General features: G+C 71.1%; 15 protein-coding genes. 8 read left to right on the forward strand and 7 right to left on the reverse strand.

Annotation, left to right across the window (positions count from 1 at the left end):
• Positions 1 to 320: 320 nt before the first annotated feature.
• Both ACSMXO_RS09095 and ACSMXO_RS09100 read right to left on the reverse strand, forming a co-directional pair.
• Positions 321 to 1,226, reverse strand: coding sequence for a hypothetical protein (locus ACSMXO_RS09095; RefSeq protein ID WP_455417359.1), 906 nt, complete (start codon positions 1,224 to 1,226; stop codon positions 321 to 323).
• Between the two features lie 95 nt (positions 1,227 to 1,321).
• A complete protein-coding gene (locus ACSMXO_RS09100; RefSeq protein WP_346255963.1) occupies positions 1,322 to 1,678 on the reverse strand; it encodes a peptidase inhibitor family I36 protein in 357 nt (118 codons plus the stop codon).
• Positions 1,679 to 1,947: 269 nt separating this feature from the next.
• Between ACSMXO_RS09100 and ACSMXO_RS09105 the strand changes: the two genes are divergently transcribed.
• From ACSMXO_RS09105 to ACSMXO_RS09130, 6 genes are all read left to right on the forward strand, one after another.
• Complete coding sequence (locus ACSMXO_RS09105; RefSeq protein WP_455417360.1) at positions 1,948 to 2,985, forward strand: helix-turn-helix domain-containing protein; 1,038 nt, start codon at positions 1,948 to 1,950, stop codon at positions 2,983 to 2,985.
• A 409-nt stretch (positions 2,986 to 3,394) separates the two neighbouring features.
• On the forward strand, positions 3,395 to 5,134 hold the full coding sequence (locus tag ACSMXO_RS09110; protein ID WP_455417361.1) for a trypsin-like peptidase domain-containing protein: 1,740 nt from the start codon (positions 3,395 to 3,397) through the stop codon (positions 5,132 to 5,134).
• Positions 5,131 to 7,353 carry a tetratricopeptide repeat protein gene (locus tag ACSMXO_RS09115; protein ID WP_455417362.1) on the forward strand — a complete coding sequence of 741 codons (2,223 nt, stop codon included), beginning with the start codon at positions 5,131 to 5,133 and terminating at the stop codon, positions 7,351 to 7,353. Before ACSMXO_RS09110 ends, ACSMXO_RS09115 begins: the two co-directional genes overlap by 4 nt.
• 52 nt (positions 7,354 to 7,405) lie before the next feature.
• Positions 7,406 to 8,914, forward strand: coding sequence for a vWA domain-containing protein (locus ACSMXO_RS09120; RefSeq protein ID WP_455417363.1), 1,509 nt, complete (start codon positions 7,406 to 7,408; stop codon positions 8,912 to 8,914).
• Positions 8,914 to 10,068, forward strand: coding sequence for a hypothetical protein (locus tag ACSMXO_RS09125; RefSeq protein WP_455417364.1), 1,155 nt, complete (start codon positions 8,914 to 8,916; stop codon positions 10,066 to 10,068). Before ACSMXO_RS09120 ends, ACSMXO_RS09125 begins: the two co-directional genes overlap by 1 nt.
• 8 nt (positions 10,069 to 10,076) lie before the next feature.
• Positions 10,077 to 11,465: an ABC transporter substrate-binding protein gene (locus ACSMXO_RS09130; protein WP_455417365.1), complete on the forward strand. Its 1,389-nt coding sequence runs from the start codon at positions 10,077 to 10,079 to the stop codon at positions 11,463 to 11,465.
• Positions 11,466 to 11,493: 28 nt separating this feature from the next.
• Here the strand turns inward: ACSMXO_RS09130 and ACSMXO_RS09135 are convergent, their stop codons facing one another.
• The 5 genes from ACSMXO_RS09135 to ACSMXO_RS09155 form a co-directional block, all read right to left on the reverse strand.
• Positions 11,494 to 11,778 carry a hypothetical protein gene (locus ACSMXO_RS09135; RefSeq protein WP_455417366.1) on the reverse strand — a complete coding sequence of 95 codons (285 nt, stop codon included), beginning with the start codon at positions 11,776 to 11,778 and terminating at the stop codon, positions 11,494 to 11,496.
• 48 nt (positions 11,779 to 11,826) lie between these two features.
• Positions 11,827 to 12,264, reverse strand: a complete 438-nt coding sequence (locus ACSMXO_RS09140) for a hypothetical protein (protein ID WP_455417367.1) — start codon at positions 12,262 to 12,264, stop codon at positions 11,827 to 11,829.
• A complete protein-coding gene (locus ACSMXO_RS09145) occupies positions 12,248 to 12,922 on the reverse strand; it encodes a hypothetical protein (protein ID WP_455417368.1) in 675 nt (224 codons plus the stop codon). Before ACSMXO_RS09145 ends, ACSMXO_RS09140 begins: the two co-directional genes overlap by 17 nt.
• A 292-nt stretch (positions 12,923 to 13,214) precedes the next feature.
• On the reverse strand, positions 13,215 to 13,478 hold the full coding sequence (locus ACSMXO_RS09150; protein WP_455417369.1) for a hypothetical protein: 264 nt from the start codon (positions 13,476 to 13,478) through the stop codon (positions 13,215 to 13,217).
• A 251-nt stretch (positions 13,479 to 13,729) separates the two neighbouring features.
• Positions 13,730 to 13,963, reverse strand: a complete 234-nt coding sequence (locus ACSMXO_RS09155; protein WP_455417370.1) for a winged helix-turn-helix domain-containing protein — start codon at positions 13,961 to 13,963, stop codon at positions 13,730 to 13,732.
• Between the two features lie 407 nt (positions 13,964 to 14,370).
• Between ACSMXO_RS09155 and ACSMXO_RS09160 the strand changes: the two genes are divergently transcribed.
• Both ACSMXO_RS09160 and ACSMXO_RS09165 read left to right on the forward strand, forming a co-directional pair.
• The gene (locus ACSMXO_RS09160; RefSeq protein ID WP_455417371.1) at positions 14,371 to 14,637 is read left to right on the forward strand and encodes a hypothetical protein; all 267 of its coding nucleotides are present in this window, start codon (positions 14,371 to 14,373) and stop codon (positions 14,635 to 14,637) included.
• Complete coding sequence (locus ACSMXO_RS09165) at positions 14,634 to 16,709, forward strand: hypothetical protein (protein WP_455417372.1); 2,076 nt, start codon at positions 14,634 to 14,636, stop codon at positions 16,707 to 16,709. The genes ACSMXO_RS09160 and ACSMXO_RS09165 overlap by 4 nt, the downstream gene beginning before the upstream one ends.
• Positions 16,710 to 16,746: the final 37 nt, after the last annotated feature.

Consider the following 16,746-nt stretch of genomic DNA (forward strand, 5'->3'; position numbering starts at 1 on the left):
CCCGACACCCTGCCCGCCCGACCCAGCGCGGAGGCCGGGGTCGGGCACTGCCTCGAATATCTCGAACTCGCCGTCGACCGTCGCGTTCCCGACGACCCGCCCAGCCGATCCCGGTACCGCAGACCCCGACTCCGGTCGTGGCCGACGATCCCGTACCTCCCCTTGCGGTCCGACGGACCGCAAGGCCGGACGCGGTGCGTCAGCGCCGCGCGGTCCAGGTTGAAAAAGGTTCACTCATCCGCCGGCTCGCCCGGCACCACGCCGGCCAGCCCGTCGCCCTGCACTACGACGGCGTCACCTGAGTTTGGCCGCCAGGGCGGTCAGCGGAGCTTCGAGCTCGCCAGCACCGCCTCAGCGGCGGCGAGTTCCGCCTCCGTTGCGGCACGGAGGTCCTGGAAGTAGTCCGGGTGTTGCCGGATCTCCTCCTCCTGGATCTTCACCTCGGCGGCGTGCCACACCTCGACCAGGTCTGTCTGCTCCTCGCAGCGAACAACGGCGACCGCCACCGCTCTCTCTTCGCTCGACGCGGTGCTCTCTTCGCTCGACGCGGTGGCCTCTTCGCTCGACGCCGCGGCGGCGTCATCCGCCCACCATCGTGGATCGGACATGGCCGCGAAGGGGTCCTGATAGTCGAAACCCAGGTTGCGGACGCAGTCCCGCCAGGCGTCCATCGCCACCACGACGCGCTGTTCACGCTGGGACTCGTCCAGCGACGCGCGGTCCAGCTTCCGCAGCAGATCCAGGTCCGCGCTCTTCTCCGGCCGGAGCCGGGTGGCCGCCTCGCGTCCGCACCCGTCCGCACCGAAAACCGCCGACTGCTGGCTCTCGCTGAGGGCGTTGTCGCGCCGGTCGTACCGCTGTTCGACATCCAGCGGCGTGAGCAGCCCAGCCGGGACATGGAAGCCGAACCGCTCGGCGATGCTCATCTCGATGACGCCGTACCGTCGGCGGTTTCTCAGGTCCTTCAGGTCCGTGGGCCGCTCAATGATCTCCCAGTCGTGTCCCCTCGCCGCCATGCATTCCTGGGTGAGCACATCCTGGGCGTTCGCCATGATGTACAGCCCGGCCAGCGAGAGCGTGTAGGCGTCGAACGGTAGGCGCAGGTTCTCGACCTCAGCGGTCGGCGGGAAGGGCTCGACGTCCCGCGAGGACCGCGGTGACTCAGGTGCGGCACAGCCGGCTACCAGGAGGGCAACGACAAGAATTCGTCCCGATCGCAGAATCATTTTCGCTCCAATGTCGCCAGGTGCTGGCACACCGGTTCTCCCGTGTGCCAGCACCTGTGTCGCGGTTCACTCAGGCAACTCGATCGGTCGCTACCTCAGACTCGCTTGAGGGAGCTGGCCTTGTTCGAGAAGTTGTTGTTCCCGAAGTTCGAGTCATAGGAATTTGCCTGCGCGTAGTAGGTGCTGGAGCCCCCGCACCCCGGAAGGTCCCACATCCTGACGGCGTGGCTCCGGTAGTTGCGCATCGCATTCGCGTCGTTGTCGATGCCGCTCGGCAGGTTGCGGCAGGTAGTGGTGGGCGCGAACTGGAACTCCCGGTCTTGATAGCCGTTGGTCTCGTAGAGGCAGAACGTGTTGGCGGGGCAGTCGGCGAAGGCGGGACCCGCGGCGACACCGACGGAGAGGACGGACATGGCCGCAGTCGCGAACACCGCCACGATCTTGTGCTTCACGTGATACGTCTCCATTCTGAGCTGAGGCTCGTTGCGGATCGATCGATGTGCCAAGCGTGCCACCGGTGCCCGGAATGGTCGTTGGCGCGCCGTACACATTGTCTTGACGATGTGTCTACCCGCGTGGCGCGATCTTCGATGTGCCACTCCGACGGGCCCCGGTCCTCGGCAGGTTGGGGCCGGGGCTCTGATGTCACAAATCTTCTGTCCAGCGCGTCGAGATATGGTGATGAAGCGACCGCTCTATTGATCGTTGACGGGGGACGTTGATGATGGAGACTGTCACATTCCAGACTGAAGACTTTCCTGCGGCCGATCGGTTTGCGATCTGGTGCGAACGAATGACCCAACTGATGGGGCCGATGGAAATGGCGAGCGAGCATGCCCCTGACTTCCAGGCGCGGGCGCGGGTACTGCACCTTGGCGCCCTACAGGTGTGGCCCATGGCACTTCAGCCGATGCGGTTTCGGCGAACGGTACGGCTGCTCCGGGAGTCCGCGTCCGAGCGGTACCACATCTCGCTGGTCCTCAGTGGAGCGCTCGACGTGCGCCAGGACGGCAAGCACGCCGTACACGGCCGACACGACCTGTCTGTCGTTGATCTGTCCCGGCCCTTCGACTGCCGTCTGATCGGCGGCGGGCACCTGACCATGATCGGAGTCGAGGTCCCCAAGGTCCTGTTGCCGCTACCCGAGCAGAGGGTCGAGAAGCTCCTGGCGCGGCGATTGTCGGGGAAGGGCGGAATCGGGGCTCTGCTGGTGGGGGTCATTACCCGGCTCTGTGGGGAGACCGACGGCTACCGACCGGCGGACGGCCCACGACTGGGCGGGGTCCTGATCGATCTCTTGTCGGCGTTGTTGGCCCACACGCTCGACGCCGAGAACGTACTTCCATCGGAAACGCATCGCCGGACCCGGGCGCTGCGGATTCGGGCGTTCATCCAGCGGCACCTCCACGATCCGCGGCTCACTGTCAGCACCATCGCCGCCGAGCACCACATCTCCGTCAGCTACCTGCACCGGCTGTTCGAGACGGAGGGCGTCACCGTCGCGGCGTGGATCCGTGAGCAGCGCCTCGGACGGGTTCGCCGGGACCTCGCCGATCCGGCGCTGGCCACCACTCCGATCCACGAGGTAGCCAACCGTTGGGGCTTCGCCGACCCCGCGACGTTCAGCCGGACCTTCCGCTCGGTCTACGGCATATCTCCCAAGGACTACCGTCGGCGACATACTCAGGGTGGACGCCCGTCTTCAGATCACCGGGAGCTGTTGAGCCAGAGCACGGCCTCGGCAAGGTTGGCGAGGTAGGCGATCGTGTCTGGCAGCGCGACCGTCAGAGCCGGTCGAGCTCGGTGAGGCCGATGTCGAGATCGAAGGGTACGGCCAGCTTGAGCCGGCCGTGGAAGATGCTGGTCGGCCGGTAGACACTCCGCGGCCCTGCCAGGCGTCTCGCGGTTGGCGACCCTCCCGACACGGTCGGCGGACCTGCCGCCGCAGCCGACCACCTTCGCCGACCGACAGGATTCGTCTCGAATTGAGGACGCGGCCTCCCGGCACCAACCACGGAAGCTCGTGGTCATTTCATCCAATGTCACCCGAAAGGCAGTGGCGGTTGCGGGTCCAGCGGTAGCCTGCGGCGGTGCCGGCCGGTCGGCAGACTGATTCCCGACCTTGTTACGGGTGGCATCGATCCGACACCTGCGAATAACGTTGCCGTGTGTCGCATTCGGGCCGCGCACAGTGGCGGGCATGCATCCGGGACGAGCGGGCCGGAATCCGCGGTGCCGGCATCGTCCTCGGCGACCGGCACGTGCTGACCTGTGCACACATTCTCCTTCCGGTGCCCCATGACGAGCCGGGCGGCGCCCACGACAGACCGTCCCGGGACTTCGAGGTGGAACTCGTCGGGCATCCCGGCGTACCGGCGGTCCGGGCCGGGGTGGTTGACGGCTGCTGGAGGCCGCCGCAGGACGACCAGCGGGCCGACCTGGCCCTGCTCGGGCTCGCCGAGCCGCTGCCGTCCGGCACCGGTCCGGTGCTGCGCCGGCTGCCGTCGGGTGCGCGTCGCGCGGTACGGATGTTCGGCTTCCCCGCGACCGTCCCGACCGGGGTCTGGGCCCGGGCCCGGCTCGCCGGGGACGGCGGGCCCGGTGGCGAGTGGATCCAGCTCGACTCCGAGCCGACCGGTCCCGCCGTGGAACCCGGGTTCAGCGGCACGGCGGTCTTCGACGAGGAAACCGACCACGTGCTGGGGATCGTGGTCAGCTACCTCGCCGGCCGGGGCTCGGCACTGTCCTGGATGATCCCGGTCGAGACGATCATCAGATACCTCCCCCGGGTGCGGGAGTGGGTCAGCGGCGACTCGGCGGTCGACGCGAGCTTCGCCGCGCCGGCCGGCCCGGTGCCCACCGACGAGACGGTCGTCCGGCAGCTCACCGACTTCCTCGCACCCGGCGCCCCGCCGGACTCGCGGATCATCGTCACCGCGCCGGGTTCGGCTGCGCAGGCCGCCCTGCGCGACGTCGTGCTGCGGACCAGTCGGGAGTTCCGGCCCACCGACCGGGGCGGGCCCGCACCGGCACCGGCCGCCGCCGCGGAGTCCCCAGCGGGCCGGATCGACCTGGCGCTCGATGTCTCGGGCCGGACGGTGGACGAGGTCAGCAGCCGGATCGTCAACTGGATGAGCGTCGGTGCCGACCCGGGGAAGTCGCTGGCCGACAGCCTGGCCGGCGATCCGCCGCCGATGAACCTGGTGCTCGACGGCGTGGACCGGGCGGCCGACCCGGCCGCGCTGGTCGCCGAGGTGGTGCGACCCATCGCCGACCGGGTGGCCGGACGCGACCTCCGGCTGCTGCTGGTCTTCCACGACGACCACGCGCCGAGCCTCGGGTACGCCGCGCTCGAACTGCTGGCCGCCCGGGTCGCCGACGTACGGGCTGCGGAACAGGCTGCCCGGGAGCGGTACGCGTACGTCGCCGCCCGGGTCAGGCCGGTACCGGCACCGTCCTCGCACGAGCCGGGGCTGCGGCTGCGACTGACCGCGTTGCGGGCGGCCGCCACCCGACCCGGCGACAGCCCGCTGCTGCCCGGCATCGAGTCGTGCCGGCGGAAGGCCGACCGGGCACTTGACGCCGCCAGGCAGGCACGCCGGCAACTGGAGGCGGTGCTCGACGAACGCGACCGGTTGCGGGACCGGCTCGACGGCTACCGGGCTGGCGTACCGGCACCGCTGCGGGAGGACCGGGAACTGACCGCGCTCTACCGCGAGGCCCACGAGGCGCTCTGGCAGGGGCCGGCCGACCTGGCGGCCTGCGCCGTGCTGGTCGACCGGTACGCCACGGCGATCCGGCGGCGGGCGGCCGAGGCGGAGGACCGTCCCGTTGATCGTCGACCCGCCGAGGTGGATGATCCAGGACCGCGCGACGGCCGGGACGAGCGGCCGGGTGCGGCGCGGTGACGGAGAAGTGCAACCGCCCGGGCTGCCCCGGGTCGGTGGACGAGACCGGCTTCTGCGACACCTGCGACCGGCGTCCGCTGCCGCCCCCGGCCGCCGGGCCGCCGCCTGCCGTCACCGGCTCCACGGCCTCCGGCGGCTCGTCCTGGCTGGTCGGCGGCCTGGTGTCGATGCCGGAGTTGCAGCCCGCCGACCCGGTCAGCCGGCTGCGCGGTGACACCGAGGTACCCGAGTCGAGCCGGTTCTGCGGCCACTGCCAGGCCGAGGTCGGCCGGGGATACGCCGGCCAGCCCGGGCTGGCGGAGGGATACTGCGGCCGGTGCCGTGCACCGTTCTCGTTCGTGCCGAAGCTGCGCCGGGGCGACCTGGTGGCCGACCAGTACGAGGTCGACGGCTGCCTGGCCCGGGGCGGTCTCGGCTGGGTCTACCTGGCCCGGGACACCCACCTCGACGACAACCCGGTCGTCCTCAAGGGACTGATCACCAACGACGAGGCGGCGCTCCGGCTGGCGGTCGCCGAACGCCGCTTCCTGACCACCATCGAGCACCCCAACATCGTCCGGATCTTCAACTCGGTCACCCACCGCGATCCGCGTACCGGCGAGCGGGCCGGCTACATCGTGATGGAATACCTCAACGGGCAGTCGTTGCAGGACGTGCAGGAGGCCGCCGCCCGGGGTACCGCGCCGCTGCCGATCGAGCACGTGCTCGCGTACGGGCACGAGATCCTCGCCGCGCTGGAATACCTGCACGGCAGCCGGGGCCTGCTCTACTGCGACATGAAGCCGGCGAACGTGATCCGCTGCCCGGACCGGATCAAGGTGATCGACGTCGGCGGCGTACGCCGGATCGACGACCGCACCAGCCCGGTGGTGGGTACGGACTTCTTCCAGGCCCCACCGGACGAGATCCGGCGGCACGGCCTGACCGTCCGGTCGGACATCCACACCGTCGGCCGGACGCTCCAGGTGCTCTTCGAGGTCAGCGAGGAGGGGCGCCGGGCGGCCCCGGTCGACCCCGACGGGATCGCGTTCGGCGTGGAGTCGTTCGTCCGACTGGTCAACCGGGCCGTCGCCCGACACGACCGCCGGTTCGCCACCGCGGCGGAGATGTCCCAGCAGCTCAAGGGAGTACTCCGGGAGGTGCTGTCGCTGCGTACCGGCCGGGCCCATCCGGTCCGGTCGGCGGTCTTCGCCCCGACTCCGGTGCTGCTGGACGGCGGGCTCGGCGCCGTACCGGGGCTCGACGTCTGGATCCGGGGCACGAGCGGGCTGCTCGACGTCGCGCCGCCGTCGCCGTCCTGGGCGGCCGGCGGGCTGCCGCTGCCGATCGTGGACCCGGACGACGAGGCGGTGGACCTGCTGGCGACCGCCGGGGCGGCGGACCCGCGTGGGCTGATCGAGAAGCTGGCCAACTCCGGGCTGCGCTCGGTCGAGGTCCGGCTCGCGCTCTGCCGGGCGTACCTGGAAGCGGGTGATCCGGACAGTGCGGCCGGCTCCCTGGACGCGGCGGTCTCCGGCCTCGGTGCCCGCGCCGATCACGACTGGCGGATCCGCTGGCACCGGGGCCTGCTCGGGCTGGCCCGCGCGGACGTGCCGACCGCCGAGACCGAGTTCGACGCCGTCTACTCCGACTGCCCTGGCGAGATCGCCCCGAAGCTCGCCCTCGGCTTCTGCGCCGAACACCTGGCCGAATACTCCCGGGCGACCCGCTGCTACCGGGCGATCTGGCAGCGGGACCGGAGTGAGGGCAGTGCCGCCTTCGGGCTGGCCCGGCTGCGGCTGCGCGACGGCGACCGGGCCGGGGCGGTGGACATCCTGGACGAGGTGCCGAGGGAGACCCTGCACTACGAGCGGGCCCGGGTGGCGGCGATCCGCATCCTCTGCGGCCGGCTGCCCTCCGGCGGGCCGACCCCGGGCGACGTCGCCGAGGCGGTACGCCGGCTGCCCGCACTGCACCTCGACGGCGGCAACGCGACCGGGGAGGCCAGGGACAGGTTGACCGCGCTGGTCCAGACGGCGGCGCTCGGCCTGTTGGAGGGCGGTGCCGGGGACGGCCTCGGCAACGGCGGCGAGGTGCTCGGGCCAGAGCCGACCGTGGACGACCTCCGGCGGCGGCTGGAGCGGTCGATGCGGGTGCTCGCCGCGCAGGCCCGGACGATCGAGGACCACGGCGCGCTGGTGGACCTCGCCAACGCGGTACGGCCGAGGACCCCGTGGTGAAACCGACCGTGGTGAACCCGACCGTGGTGACCATCCGATGGGAGGTGCCGGCGTGACGCCAGGACCCGGCGGGGGCGGCCCGCCACACGCCTTCGGGCTGGAGGTCGTGCAGAACCCGTACCGGTCGACCTCGGACACCGGGATGGCGGTCGTGCTCAGGGTGACGGCGCGGTCCCCGGCCGAGGCGGTGGCGCCGGCGCCGACCTCGGCCGGGGTGGTGGTGCTGGTCGACTGTTCCAGCTCGATGGGCTATCCGCAGGCCAAGATGACGGCGGCGAAGCAGGCCACCCGGGCGGCGATCGACACCATCCGGGACGGCAGCAGCTTTGCCATCGTCGCCGGCACCGACACCGCCCGGATGGTCTACCCCGAACGGGCGACGACGGCGGTCGCCAGCGAGAGCACCCGGGCGGCGGCGAAGCGGGCCACCGGACACCTCTACGCCGGCGGTGGTACCGCGATGGGGCGCTGGCTGCGGCTGGCGGACCAACTGCTGGGTCCGTACCCGGATCTGGTGCGGCACGTGATCCTGCTGACCGACGGCCGGAACGAGCACGAGACTCCGGAACAGCTCGAAGAGGTGCTGACCGGCTGCGCGGGCAATTTCGTCTGCGACGCCCGGGGCATCGGTGAGGACTGGGACCACCGTCAACTGCTGCGGATCGCCTCGGTGCTGCGGGGCACGGCCGAGGCGATCGGGCAGGTCGACGAGCTGGTCGCCGACTTCAAGTCCATCATGGACAGGGCGATGGGCAAGCAGGTGGCCGACCTGCGGATCCGGCTCACCACCGCCCCCGGCGTACGGGTCCGGTCGGTACGCCAGGAGACGCCGACGCTGGCCGACCTCACCGAGCACGCGACCGTGCTGGACGACCGGACCACCGAGTTCTACACCGGCTCCTGGACCGGTGACGAGAGCCGCGACTTCCTGGTGGACCTGGCGATCGGCTACGGGTCGGACGGTGACCGCCCGCCGCTGGAGGAGGAGGTCCGGGCGGCCCGGGTGGACCTGCTGATGGCGGGCGAGCGGTGCGCCGACCCGCGACCGATCGTGCTGCGCTGGACGGACGACCCGGTGGCGCCGACCCGGATCGAGCCGCTGGTCGCCCGGCACCTGGGGCAGGAGGAACTGGGCGACGCCGTGGCCGCCGGCTGCGACGCCCTGGAGGCCGGGGACCGGCAGACCGCCGAGGCGCAGCTCGGGCTCGCCGTCGGGCTGGCGGAGCGGCTCGGCAACACCGAGGTGCTGCACCGGCTGGCTGGTCTGGTGGAGGTCACCGGCGACTCCGACCGGCCGGTACGGCTGAAGGCGGACTGGACCAGGAGCGCACTGCTGCGGGTCGCGGTCAGCTCGGTGATGGTCGGGGGCGCGGAGCCGCCGTGGGCCGCCCGCCAGCCCCGGCCCTCGCCGCAGTCCCCGTCGGCACCCGAGCCGGCGCCGGGGACCGGTACCGCCGACCAGGTCTGTCCCTGCGGGCGGATCTCGCCGCCGGAGGCGGTGGTGTGCGACGCCTGCCGCCGCCCGTTCCGCGAGCCGGCGGCCGGGGCTGAGGGGGCCTGATGACGACGGAGCTGGCGGCGAGCAGTGCGGTGCGGCCGAGCACGACCCGGCGTACGCTGCTGCGCCTGCTCGGCTGCCTGCTCGGCACGACCGTGCTGGTGCTGGCCAGCTCGCTCGCCGTGGTCTGGGGCACCCACCGCACCGCCGAGACGGTACGCACCCGGAGCCTGCCCGCGGTGATGGAGCTGGCGGCGGTGCGTACCGCCCTGGTCCGGGCCGACACCGCGGCGATCACCAGCTTCCAGACCCGGCAGGCCGGACTCGTCGGGCCGGGCGAGGAATACCAGAACCAGATCGCCGCCGCCAGCCAGAGCCTGGCGCAGGCCGCCGAGGACATCGGCTCCGGCGACACCAGCAGCCGGCAGATCCAGGTCGTGGAAGGGCTGCTGGTCACGTACATCAGCCTGATGGGGCAGGCGCACGCGCACTACCGGCAGAGCGGGCCGGATGGCCTGGCCACCGTCTACGCCTGGTACGCCTCCCGGCTGCTGTACTCCGACGGCGGAATCCTCGCCCAGCTCGACACACTGCTGGCGGCGGAGACGGCGACGCTGGAGACGCGGCTCTCGTCCGGGTGGCTGAGCCCCGGCACGACGCTGGTCTGGGTACTGCCGGTGCTGTTCCTGCTGTTGCTCCTCGTCGGCGCGCAACTCTTCCTGCGCCGACGGTTCCGCCGGGGCGTCAACTGGGGGCTCGCCGCCGCCACGGTGCTGCTCGCCGTGCTCACCGCCGGTACGTCGTTCGTGCTGGTCTCGAACGAGCAGCTCGCCGACGCCCACGCGGAGCTGTCGGAGGTCCGCCGGCTGTCGGCGGAGCAGGCCGCCGGAGCCGATCAGGAGGGCATCACCGCGCTCGACGGACTCCTCGCGGGCTTCTGCTCCCCGGCGGGTGGGTGCGAGGTGCGCAGCGGCGTGTTCCGCAGCCGGCCCGACGCCGGGTCCCCGGCTGCGCCGCCTTCTCCGTCGGCGTCCGCGATGCCGGTGGCGGACCGCGACGTGCTGCGCCGCGCGGAGGAGGTCGACGACCAGGCGGCGTTGGCCACCGGGGCGACCTCCGGCGCGTTTGTCGTACTGCTTCTGGCGTCGCCGATCGCGCTCCTCGTCTGGTTGGGGCTGCGGCCGCGCATCGAGGAATACCGGTACCGGTCGAGATGAGACTCTCCATGCGACGCAAGCTTGCCGAGCTGGCCCTGTTGCCGGTACTGGTCGTCGGGTTGGGCCTGGGCGGCTGCCTGGGACAGCGTGACGGGGAGACGGTGACCGTGCTCGCCTCCTGGACGGGCGCCGAGGAGGAGAGCTTCCGGGCCGTACTGGACGCGTTCACCGAGCAGTACGGCGTCGAGGTCGACTACCGGGGCACCCGGGCCGTACGCCAGATCCTCCTCGCCGAGGTGCAGAAGGGCACCGCGCCGGACGTCGCGGTGCTGCCGACCCTGAGCGAGATGGCGGCGTACCTCCGACGGGGAGTGCTCCGACCGCTCGACGGCGATCCCGCATCCTCGATGAGTCCGCAGTGGCGCAGGCTGGCCCAACTGAACGCGGGCGGCGGGCTGGACGTGGTACCGATCAAGGCTGACCTGAAAAGCCTCGTCTGGTACCTGCCGGAACGGGCGCCGTTCGGCCCGGCGGGACCGCCGGGAAGCTGGGAGGCGCTGGTCGATACCAGCCGGTCACTGGCGGCGGCGGGGAGGACGCCGTGGTGTCTGGGTATGAGCGCCACCCCGGGCTCCGGGTGGCCGGGGACGGACTGGATAGAGGACATCCTGCTGCACCGCTCCGGGATGGCCGCCTACGACGCCTGGTCGGCCGGTCGGCTCGGCTGGAACTCACCGGAGGTACGGGCGGCCTGGGCGGCGTGGGGCGAGCTGGTCACCGGCCCGGGGATGGTCCGGGGCGGCAGCGCCGCCGCCCTGCTGACCGAGTTCACCGATGCCGGCAAGCCGATGTTCACCAGCCAGCCCGGCTGTCTCCTCGAACACCAGGCATCGTTCGTGATCGGCATGCGGGCCGGCTACCCCGACGACGAGCCGGGCGGGGTCATCCAGGCGGCGGATGTCCGAGGTGCGGACTACTTTCCCTTCCCGACCTTTGGCGGGGCGGACCCCGGCGCGGAAGGCCGGGACGGCTCGGTGGTGTCGGCCGACTTCGCCGGCCTGTTCAGCGACAAGCCGGTGGCCCGGCGTCTGGTCGAGTTCCTGGCCACGGACCAGGCCCAGCGGATCTGGCAGGACAGCAGCGCCGGCAGCTTCTTCTCGGTCAACCGGGAGGTGCGGCCGAGCGCCCCGGCCGAGCCGGCGTTCGCCAACCGGCCGGACCGACGGCCCGAGGTGAGCGAGAGGGTCGCGGAGACGCTGACGGCGAGCCAACGCCCGCTGTGTCTGGACGCCTCGGACGTGATGCCGAGCGCCATGGCGAACGCGTTCCAGCACGCCGTACTGGAGTTTCTGCATGACCCGGACCGGCTCGGCTCCCTGTTGGCCGATCTCGAACGGCTCCGCGCCTCGATCGGGCCGGAGGAGTGGCTGCCGGGCGCGTGTAGCGGCCCGGCGTAGCAAGGGGACGCGGGCGCCGCCGCCAGTCTCACATGTACTCTGCGGCCGTCTTCTCGACCTGTTGGGTGAACTGCTCAAGTTGTGGCTCGGTGAGATCCGCCTCCTGAAGCAGTGTGCCGAGAATTGCGACCTGTGCGGAGCACGCCCGGGTATCCCTGACGAACGCGGCAATGTCCTGGAGGTCCTTGCCACGGAAGCGCCGATCCACAGCAAGCGCGGCGGCGGCGCTGATCACCTGCGACTGCCCGGACCATCCAACCTGGTCCAGTTGCTCCAGTAGCCGGTCGGCGCTGTCCCAGTCACGTCGGGCCATCGTCCAGATGAGGTCGTTCAGTCCTCTTGTTGAGCCCACGTGAACGGACTACCCGGTGGCGTGGTGCTCTGCCAACTGCTTGGCCTCGGCAAGAACGTCGTCCAGAGCTTCGTCGGTCAGGTCCTCCTTAGCGAGGATCGTGTACGCCACGAGAGTCTGCACCCGGCCCATGGCTTCTGGCTCCATGTCGAGCTGTACCGACTCGTCGAACACGGCCCTGATCAGCGACTCTGCGTCGGCGGGGTCGATCGGCGCTGTCCCGTCGACAGTCTCGGCGCGGAGGTCTGCGACAAACCTGATCACCTCGGCTTCGTCGTACGTCCCCTGAAAACGTCGTTCGATCGCGAGGAAGAAGAGGGCGCTGAGAAACGCCGGCCAACCATCCCATCCTTCGGCGTCCAGCTTGCGTTCGTATTCGTCGTTGGCCTCGAAGTCGCCCTTGATGAGAGTCCGCGCGAACTCTACGACGTCACTTCTTATCATCATCCTCTTGCTTCCTTGTACGGTGCCGTTTCTTGAGGTAGTCGATGGCGGCTCTGCCGACCAGGGCGGCACCGAGGGCGGCAACCACGACCGCCGATGCCGTCTCATGCGCCGGCGGATGCTGTGCAGGGGCGGGATGAGTGGTCGGTGTTGTCGTGGACGCGGGGCCGCCGGAAGGTGGCCGGTCTCCCTTGATGTGTCGCAAGGCGACCTTCGTGCCTTCTTCCACCGCTTTCGTCGCCTCGGTGACTGCATCCTTGACGTCGTCGGCCCGTCTCGCCGTTCGGTCCAGGAAACTGGTCGCGCGGGTTCGCCGATCCATCGCCTCAGTTGTCGTACGCTCGCCATCCGGCATGGCCTCCGGTGCGGAGGAGCGGGGTGGCACGGTGCCGGGGGCGATGATGTTGACGTAGGCGGTGAAGTGCTCGGCGGCTTCGGACAGGAGTCGCGCGGTCTTACCGGCCTTCTCCGCAGCGGTGCGGGTGTCCACGACCGCCTTTCGCATCGACCGGTCGTCCGTGCCTCGGGACGCTTCGGTGTACTCGGCCTGAGCCTGCCTAGCTTCCTCCTCCGCGCGCTTGGCAGTCACGGCAGCCTCGTCGAGGATGCCTATGACCGTGCGGAACCCTGCCACGACATCACCGACGGACGTGTTAGCCATCAAGCCTCGACGCGTAGTCGTGTGCGGCTTCTGCGCCAGATCGGAATAGCTCGGCTACCCGCGACGATTCTCGCAACGCCTCTTTGAGCCTCGCCATGCCCGCCTCGACCTCTCTGTGCGCGCTGTCGTGGGCGGTCGCGGCGGCTAGGGAGCGTGCTTCTTCGGCCCGGCTCTGGACCCCCTGCATCAGGGCACTGCCGTCTTTGGCTGCCTGTTCGCCTTGTCTGATGGTCGCCTTGACCCGAGTGATGTCCACGAGGCTTGTCCCGAGTCGCTTGCCGAGCCGATGGGATCAGCCGAGGACGCTGGCGTATTCGCGGGCTGCGGCGGCGCTGCCCTGGATCATGGTCGCGGCCTCCGTGAGACGCTGCCGGGTCTGCTCGGCGCGGTTGATGGCCTCGGCGATCTTCGGGTGGCCGGTGCCGGCGGCAACGGACCGGAGCCGAGCAAGGACCTGTTCGGTGTTCTCGATGGCGGATCGGATCTGATTGAGGGTGGTATTGCCCTGGTCAGCAGCCTGAGCAAGTGCGGCTTTGACTTCCTCGATGCTGGCCATGCGATCCTCCCCGATTGCCGGCTGGAGCGAGATGGCGTAGAGCGGGTCGGCGTAGGTGAAGTCATGCCTGGCCATCACGCCCGCGTGGTCGAACGAACACTATCCGAGACGGGCGGCGTGTGCAGCCCCGCGGATTTGCGCCCGGCCCGCTGGTCGGGGCACGGCGCTTTACACCCGGCCGCTGATCCGACCTTCGGTCTGGGTTGTCTACCTGACGCGGCACCGAAGTCCACCTGTTGCCCGGAGTGGCCCTAACTGGCGCTCTGATCTGGACCGGTGACGTACACGCCCTTGCCCTGGTGCCCTTCCACCAGGCCCTCGGCCTGGAGAATCAGCAGGGCCGAGCGGATGGGCTCGGCGGATACGCCGTAGAGGGCGATCATTTCGCGGAGCGACGGCAGCTTGTCGCCGGGCTTGTAGTGCCCTGACGCGATCTTGTCGCGGATGTCCTGGGCGATTCGTTGGCGATCTGAGATGCGGGGCATGGCAACTTCCTGGTAGGCCCCTGCATCCTCTCATGATCGCCAATCGAGCCTCAAGACTTTGTCTGCTTTGCATGGTTAGTTCTTGTCCTCCAATGCTTTGCATTGTAAGTTGCTTCCAAGGACGCCTGGCGACGGAAAGCCTGGTAGGCAACCGGCCCTCCGGTTGGGCATCCCCACCGCTGGCACGGCTGGCTTCGGCCAGGTCAGCCGTGCCAGCGCGACCAATTGACGACCATGCCCAGGCGACAGGCTCCCGTCCGGCCCGACTTTGGCCCGATGTCGTACCGCCGCTTGTCGCTGCGGGAGCTGGGCCAGTTCGTCCATGTCCTGCTGAATCGAGGAGAGGTTGGTGAGGTCGTGCGTCTTTCGTTGTGCCGGCCGCTGCCGCCCGAGATGGCGAGCCGCTGATGGCCGAGCCGAGCCCGAACCGGTACGTCGTACACGTGCCGTTCGCCGCACCCGACCAGACCGAGGCCCGGCAGTATGCCCGGATGCTCGCCCGCGCCGTCGGCCGGCTGCCGGAGGTGGACGCGGCCGAGGCGACGGTGTCGGCAGAGGACGACCAGGGGGTGCAGTCCCGACTGTTCTGCGACCGGCTCCTCGCCGGTGGTCGCCGATGCGTGCTGCGGGCCGATCACGAGGTGCCCTGCGCGGTGGTGGAGTCGGGCCGGTGAGCGGGGTGCCGGTCGTGCTCTGCCGGAGCTGCGACGGCGTGACCTTCACCCTCGACCAGTGCTCCTGCATCCGGGGCGGAAACCGGCTGCTGATCGAGGACGACCGGACCTCGGCGGGGGAGCCGTACCGGAACTGTGCGCTCTGTCAGGGCGTCGGCACCGTGGCCCGGCCCTGCCACGGGTGCGGGCAGACCGGGCGGCGTCGCGCCCAGCTCGTGCTCAGCGTGGCGAACGTGGACACCGGGGCGGTGGCGTCGGCGAACGTCGTACCCGGAGTGGTGGAACCGGTGCCGTGGCCCGGCGGCGGAGGGTGGCACCTGCCGCTGGCGCCGCTGGTCAGGGAGCTGGCGGCGACGGTCGGTGCCGGCTCGTGGCGGGACGTGCAGGCGCCGGACGGGACGCCGGACGCTCCGGTGGTGTTCCTGCCCCGGCAGTGGCGGCCGAGCCTGCCGGAGCCGACCCGCCGCGCCCTGGAGGCGGAGGCGATCGCGACCCAGAGCGGCCAGCCGTGGCACGTCCTACTCGGCCGCACCGCCGCCGCCCCGCCCCGGAACCTCGCCGCCGACCTGGGCCGCTGGTGCCGGCTGGCCGACCTGCTCTATCTCGACCTGGTGGTCGAGGCGTGTCGTCGCGGCCATGCCGACGACCCCGCCTGGAGCGTCCGCTACGAGGTCCCGGGCGGCGAGGTGCCGGCCGAGTCGCGTGGCTGGGCCGCCGACCTGCCCGGCGCGGTCGCGGCCACCACCGTCGCCGACGCGCTCTACGGCCTGCGGGAGCGCGGTCGAGCCGCCCCCGCGCACTACCTGACCGGGCGCGACCGGCAGCCGCCGGAAGTCCCGCACGTCGACCTTGACCAGCTCGAACGCCGGATCGTCGCCGACTGCACCGACCTGGGCAGCGGCACGCCGACGGCCGGCGCGCAGGCGATCTGGCGGGACGGCCGCTGGTGGCACACCAGCCTGCGGATCGCCGGCACCGTCGAGACGTTCGTCGAGCGGAGCACCGGACAGATCGCGTGCCGCCAGGCGGTTGCGTTGCGGCGTGGGTGGCAGCCGCCGGCACCGTCCTGGCAGGGCCCGCCCATCGGGTACGCCGAGTGCCGCGACTGCGACCCGCACAGTCGACTCCGCGCCTGCTCCTGCACGCTGGCCGGTCGGGCCGCCGATCCCGACTGCCGGGCCTGCGCCGGTTCCGGCCGCAGCCCGTCGCCGATGCCCTGCCGGACCTGCCAGGGCACCCGACGGATCCATCACGGGGTGAACGTCACCGTCACCGACCTGGACGGCCGGGTCGTACACCTGACCTGGCGGCCCGGGCAACCGGTGCCGGCGCCGCTGGTCGCCAGCCAACCCGGCGGCCGGCCGGTGCACCAGCTTCCCGACGCCTACCGGCTGGGCACCTGGGCCGGCACCTTCGGGGTACGCCCGGAGGACCTGACCGAACTCGACGGCGCTGCCACCCTCGACCAGGACCTGCGGGACGGCGTCGTCACCCTGCCCCACGTCGGGGCGGACCCGCTCACCTGCTATCTGCATCGGGCCGGCCGGGGGCAGCCCGGTGCCCGGCTGCTCGTCGGCGCCGCCCGGCCCGAGGTGCCGACCCTGGCCGAACTCGTCCGGCTCGTCCTCGGCCTGGGGCTGGCGGTCACCGTCACGGCCACCGACCACAGCCGCAACGCCGGAGACCCCCGCCTCGTCCAGGGCGACAGTTGGGATGTCACCGTCGGTCTGCCCGGCGTGCCGGTCGACCCCGCCGCGCCACCCACCCGGAACACCCCGGAGGCCGCGATCGCGTTCTGCCTCGAATACCTCGAACTGGCGGTCGTACGCAGCGTGCCCGACGATCCCACCGAGCCGATCCGGGTGCCGCAGGCGCCTCAGCCGAGCACAGTGGACGATCCGACGCCGCTGGTCCGGCAACTCGCTCGGCACCACCCGGGACAGCCGGTCGCCGTGCACTACGACGGCGTCACCTGCCAGCTTCACCTGCGCGAGCGGGACGGCGTCCGGCACCTGACCACCGCGCCGACCCTGCGCGCCGCGCTCACCGACCTCGGCCTGCACCCGCGTTGAGCCCCCTCGCGCCGCCGCCACCGGCGGTACCCTGTGG

The organism is Plantactinospora sp. DSM 117369 (assembly GCF_053764795.1).

Coding starts and splice junctions, on each gene's coding strand:
- ACSMXO_RS09150 (WP_455417369.1), bottom strand. CDS start 13,478: ATGGCCAGCATCGAGGAAGTCAAAGCCGCACTTGCTCAGGCTGCTGAC.
- ACSMXO_RS09130 (WP_455417365.1), top strand. CDS start 10,077: ATGCGACGCAAGCTTGCCGAGCTGGCCCTGTTGCCGGTACTGGTCGTC.
- ACSMXO_RS09125 (WP_455417364.1), top strand. CDS start 8,914: ATGACGACGGAGCTGGCGGCGAGCAGTGCGGTGCGGCCGAGCACGACC.
- ACSMXO_RS09160 (WP_455417371.1), top strand. CDS start 14,371: ATGGCCGAGCCGAGCCCGAACCGGTACGTCGTACACGTGCCGTTCGCC.
- ACSMXO_RS09140 (WP_455417367.1), bottom strand. CDS start 12,264: ATGATGATAAGAAGTGACGTCGTAGAGTTCGCGCGGACTCTCATCAAG.
- ACSMXO_RS09155 (WP_455417370.1), bottom strand. CDS start 13,963: ATGCCCCGCATCTCAGATCGCCAACGAATCGCCCAGGACATCCGCGAC.
- ACSMXO_RS09105 (WP_455417360.1), top strand. CDS start 1,948: ATGATGGAGACTGTCACATTCCAGACTGAAGACTTTCCTGCGGCCGAT.
- ACSMXO_RS09095 (WP_455417359.1), bottom strand. CDS start 1,226: ATGATTCTGCGATCGGGACGAATTCTTGTCGTTGCCCTCCTGGTAGCC.
- ACSMXO_RS09145 (WP_455417368.1), bottom strand. CDS start 12,922: ATGGCTAACACGTCCGTCGGTGATGTCGTGGCAGGGTTCCGCACGGTC.
- ACSMXO_RS09135 (WP_455417366.1), bottom strand. CDS start 11,778: ATGGCCCGACGTGACTGGGACAGCGCCGACCGGCTACTGGAGCAACTG.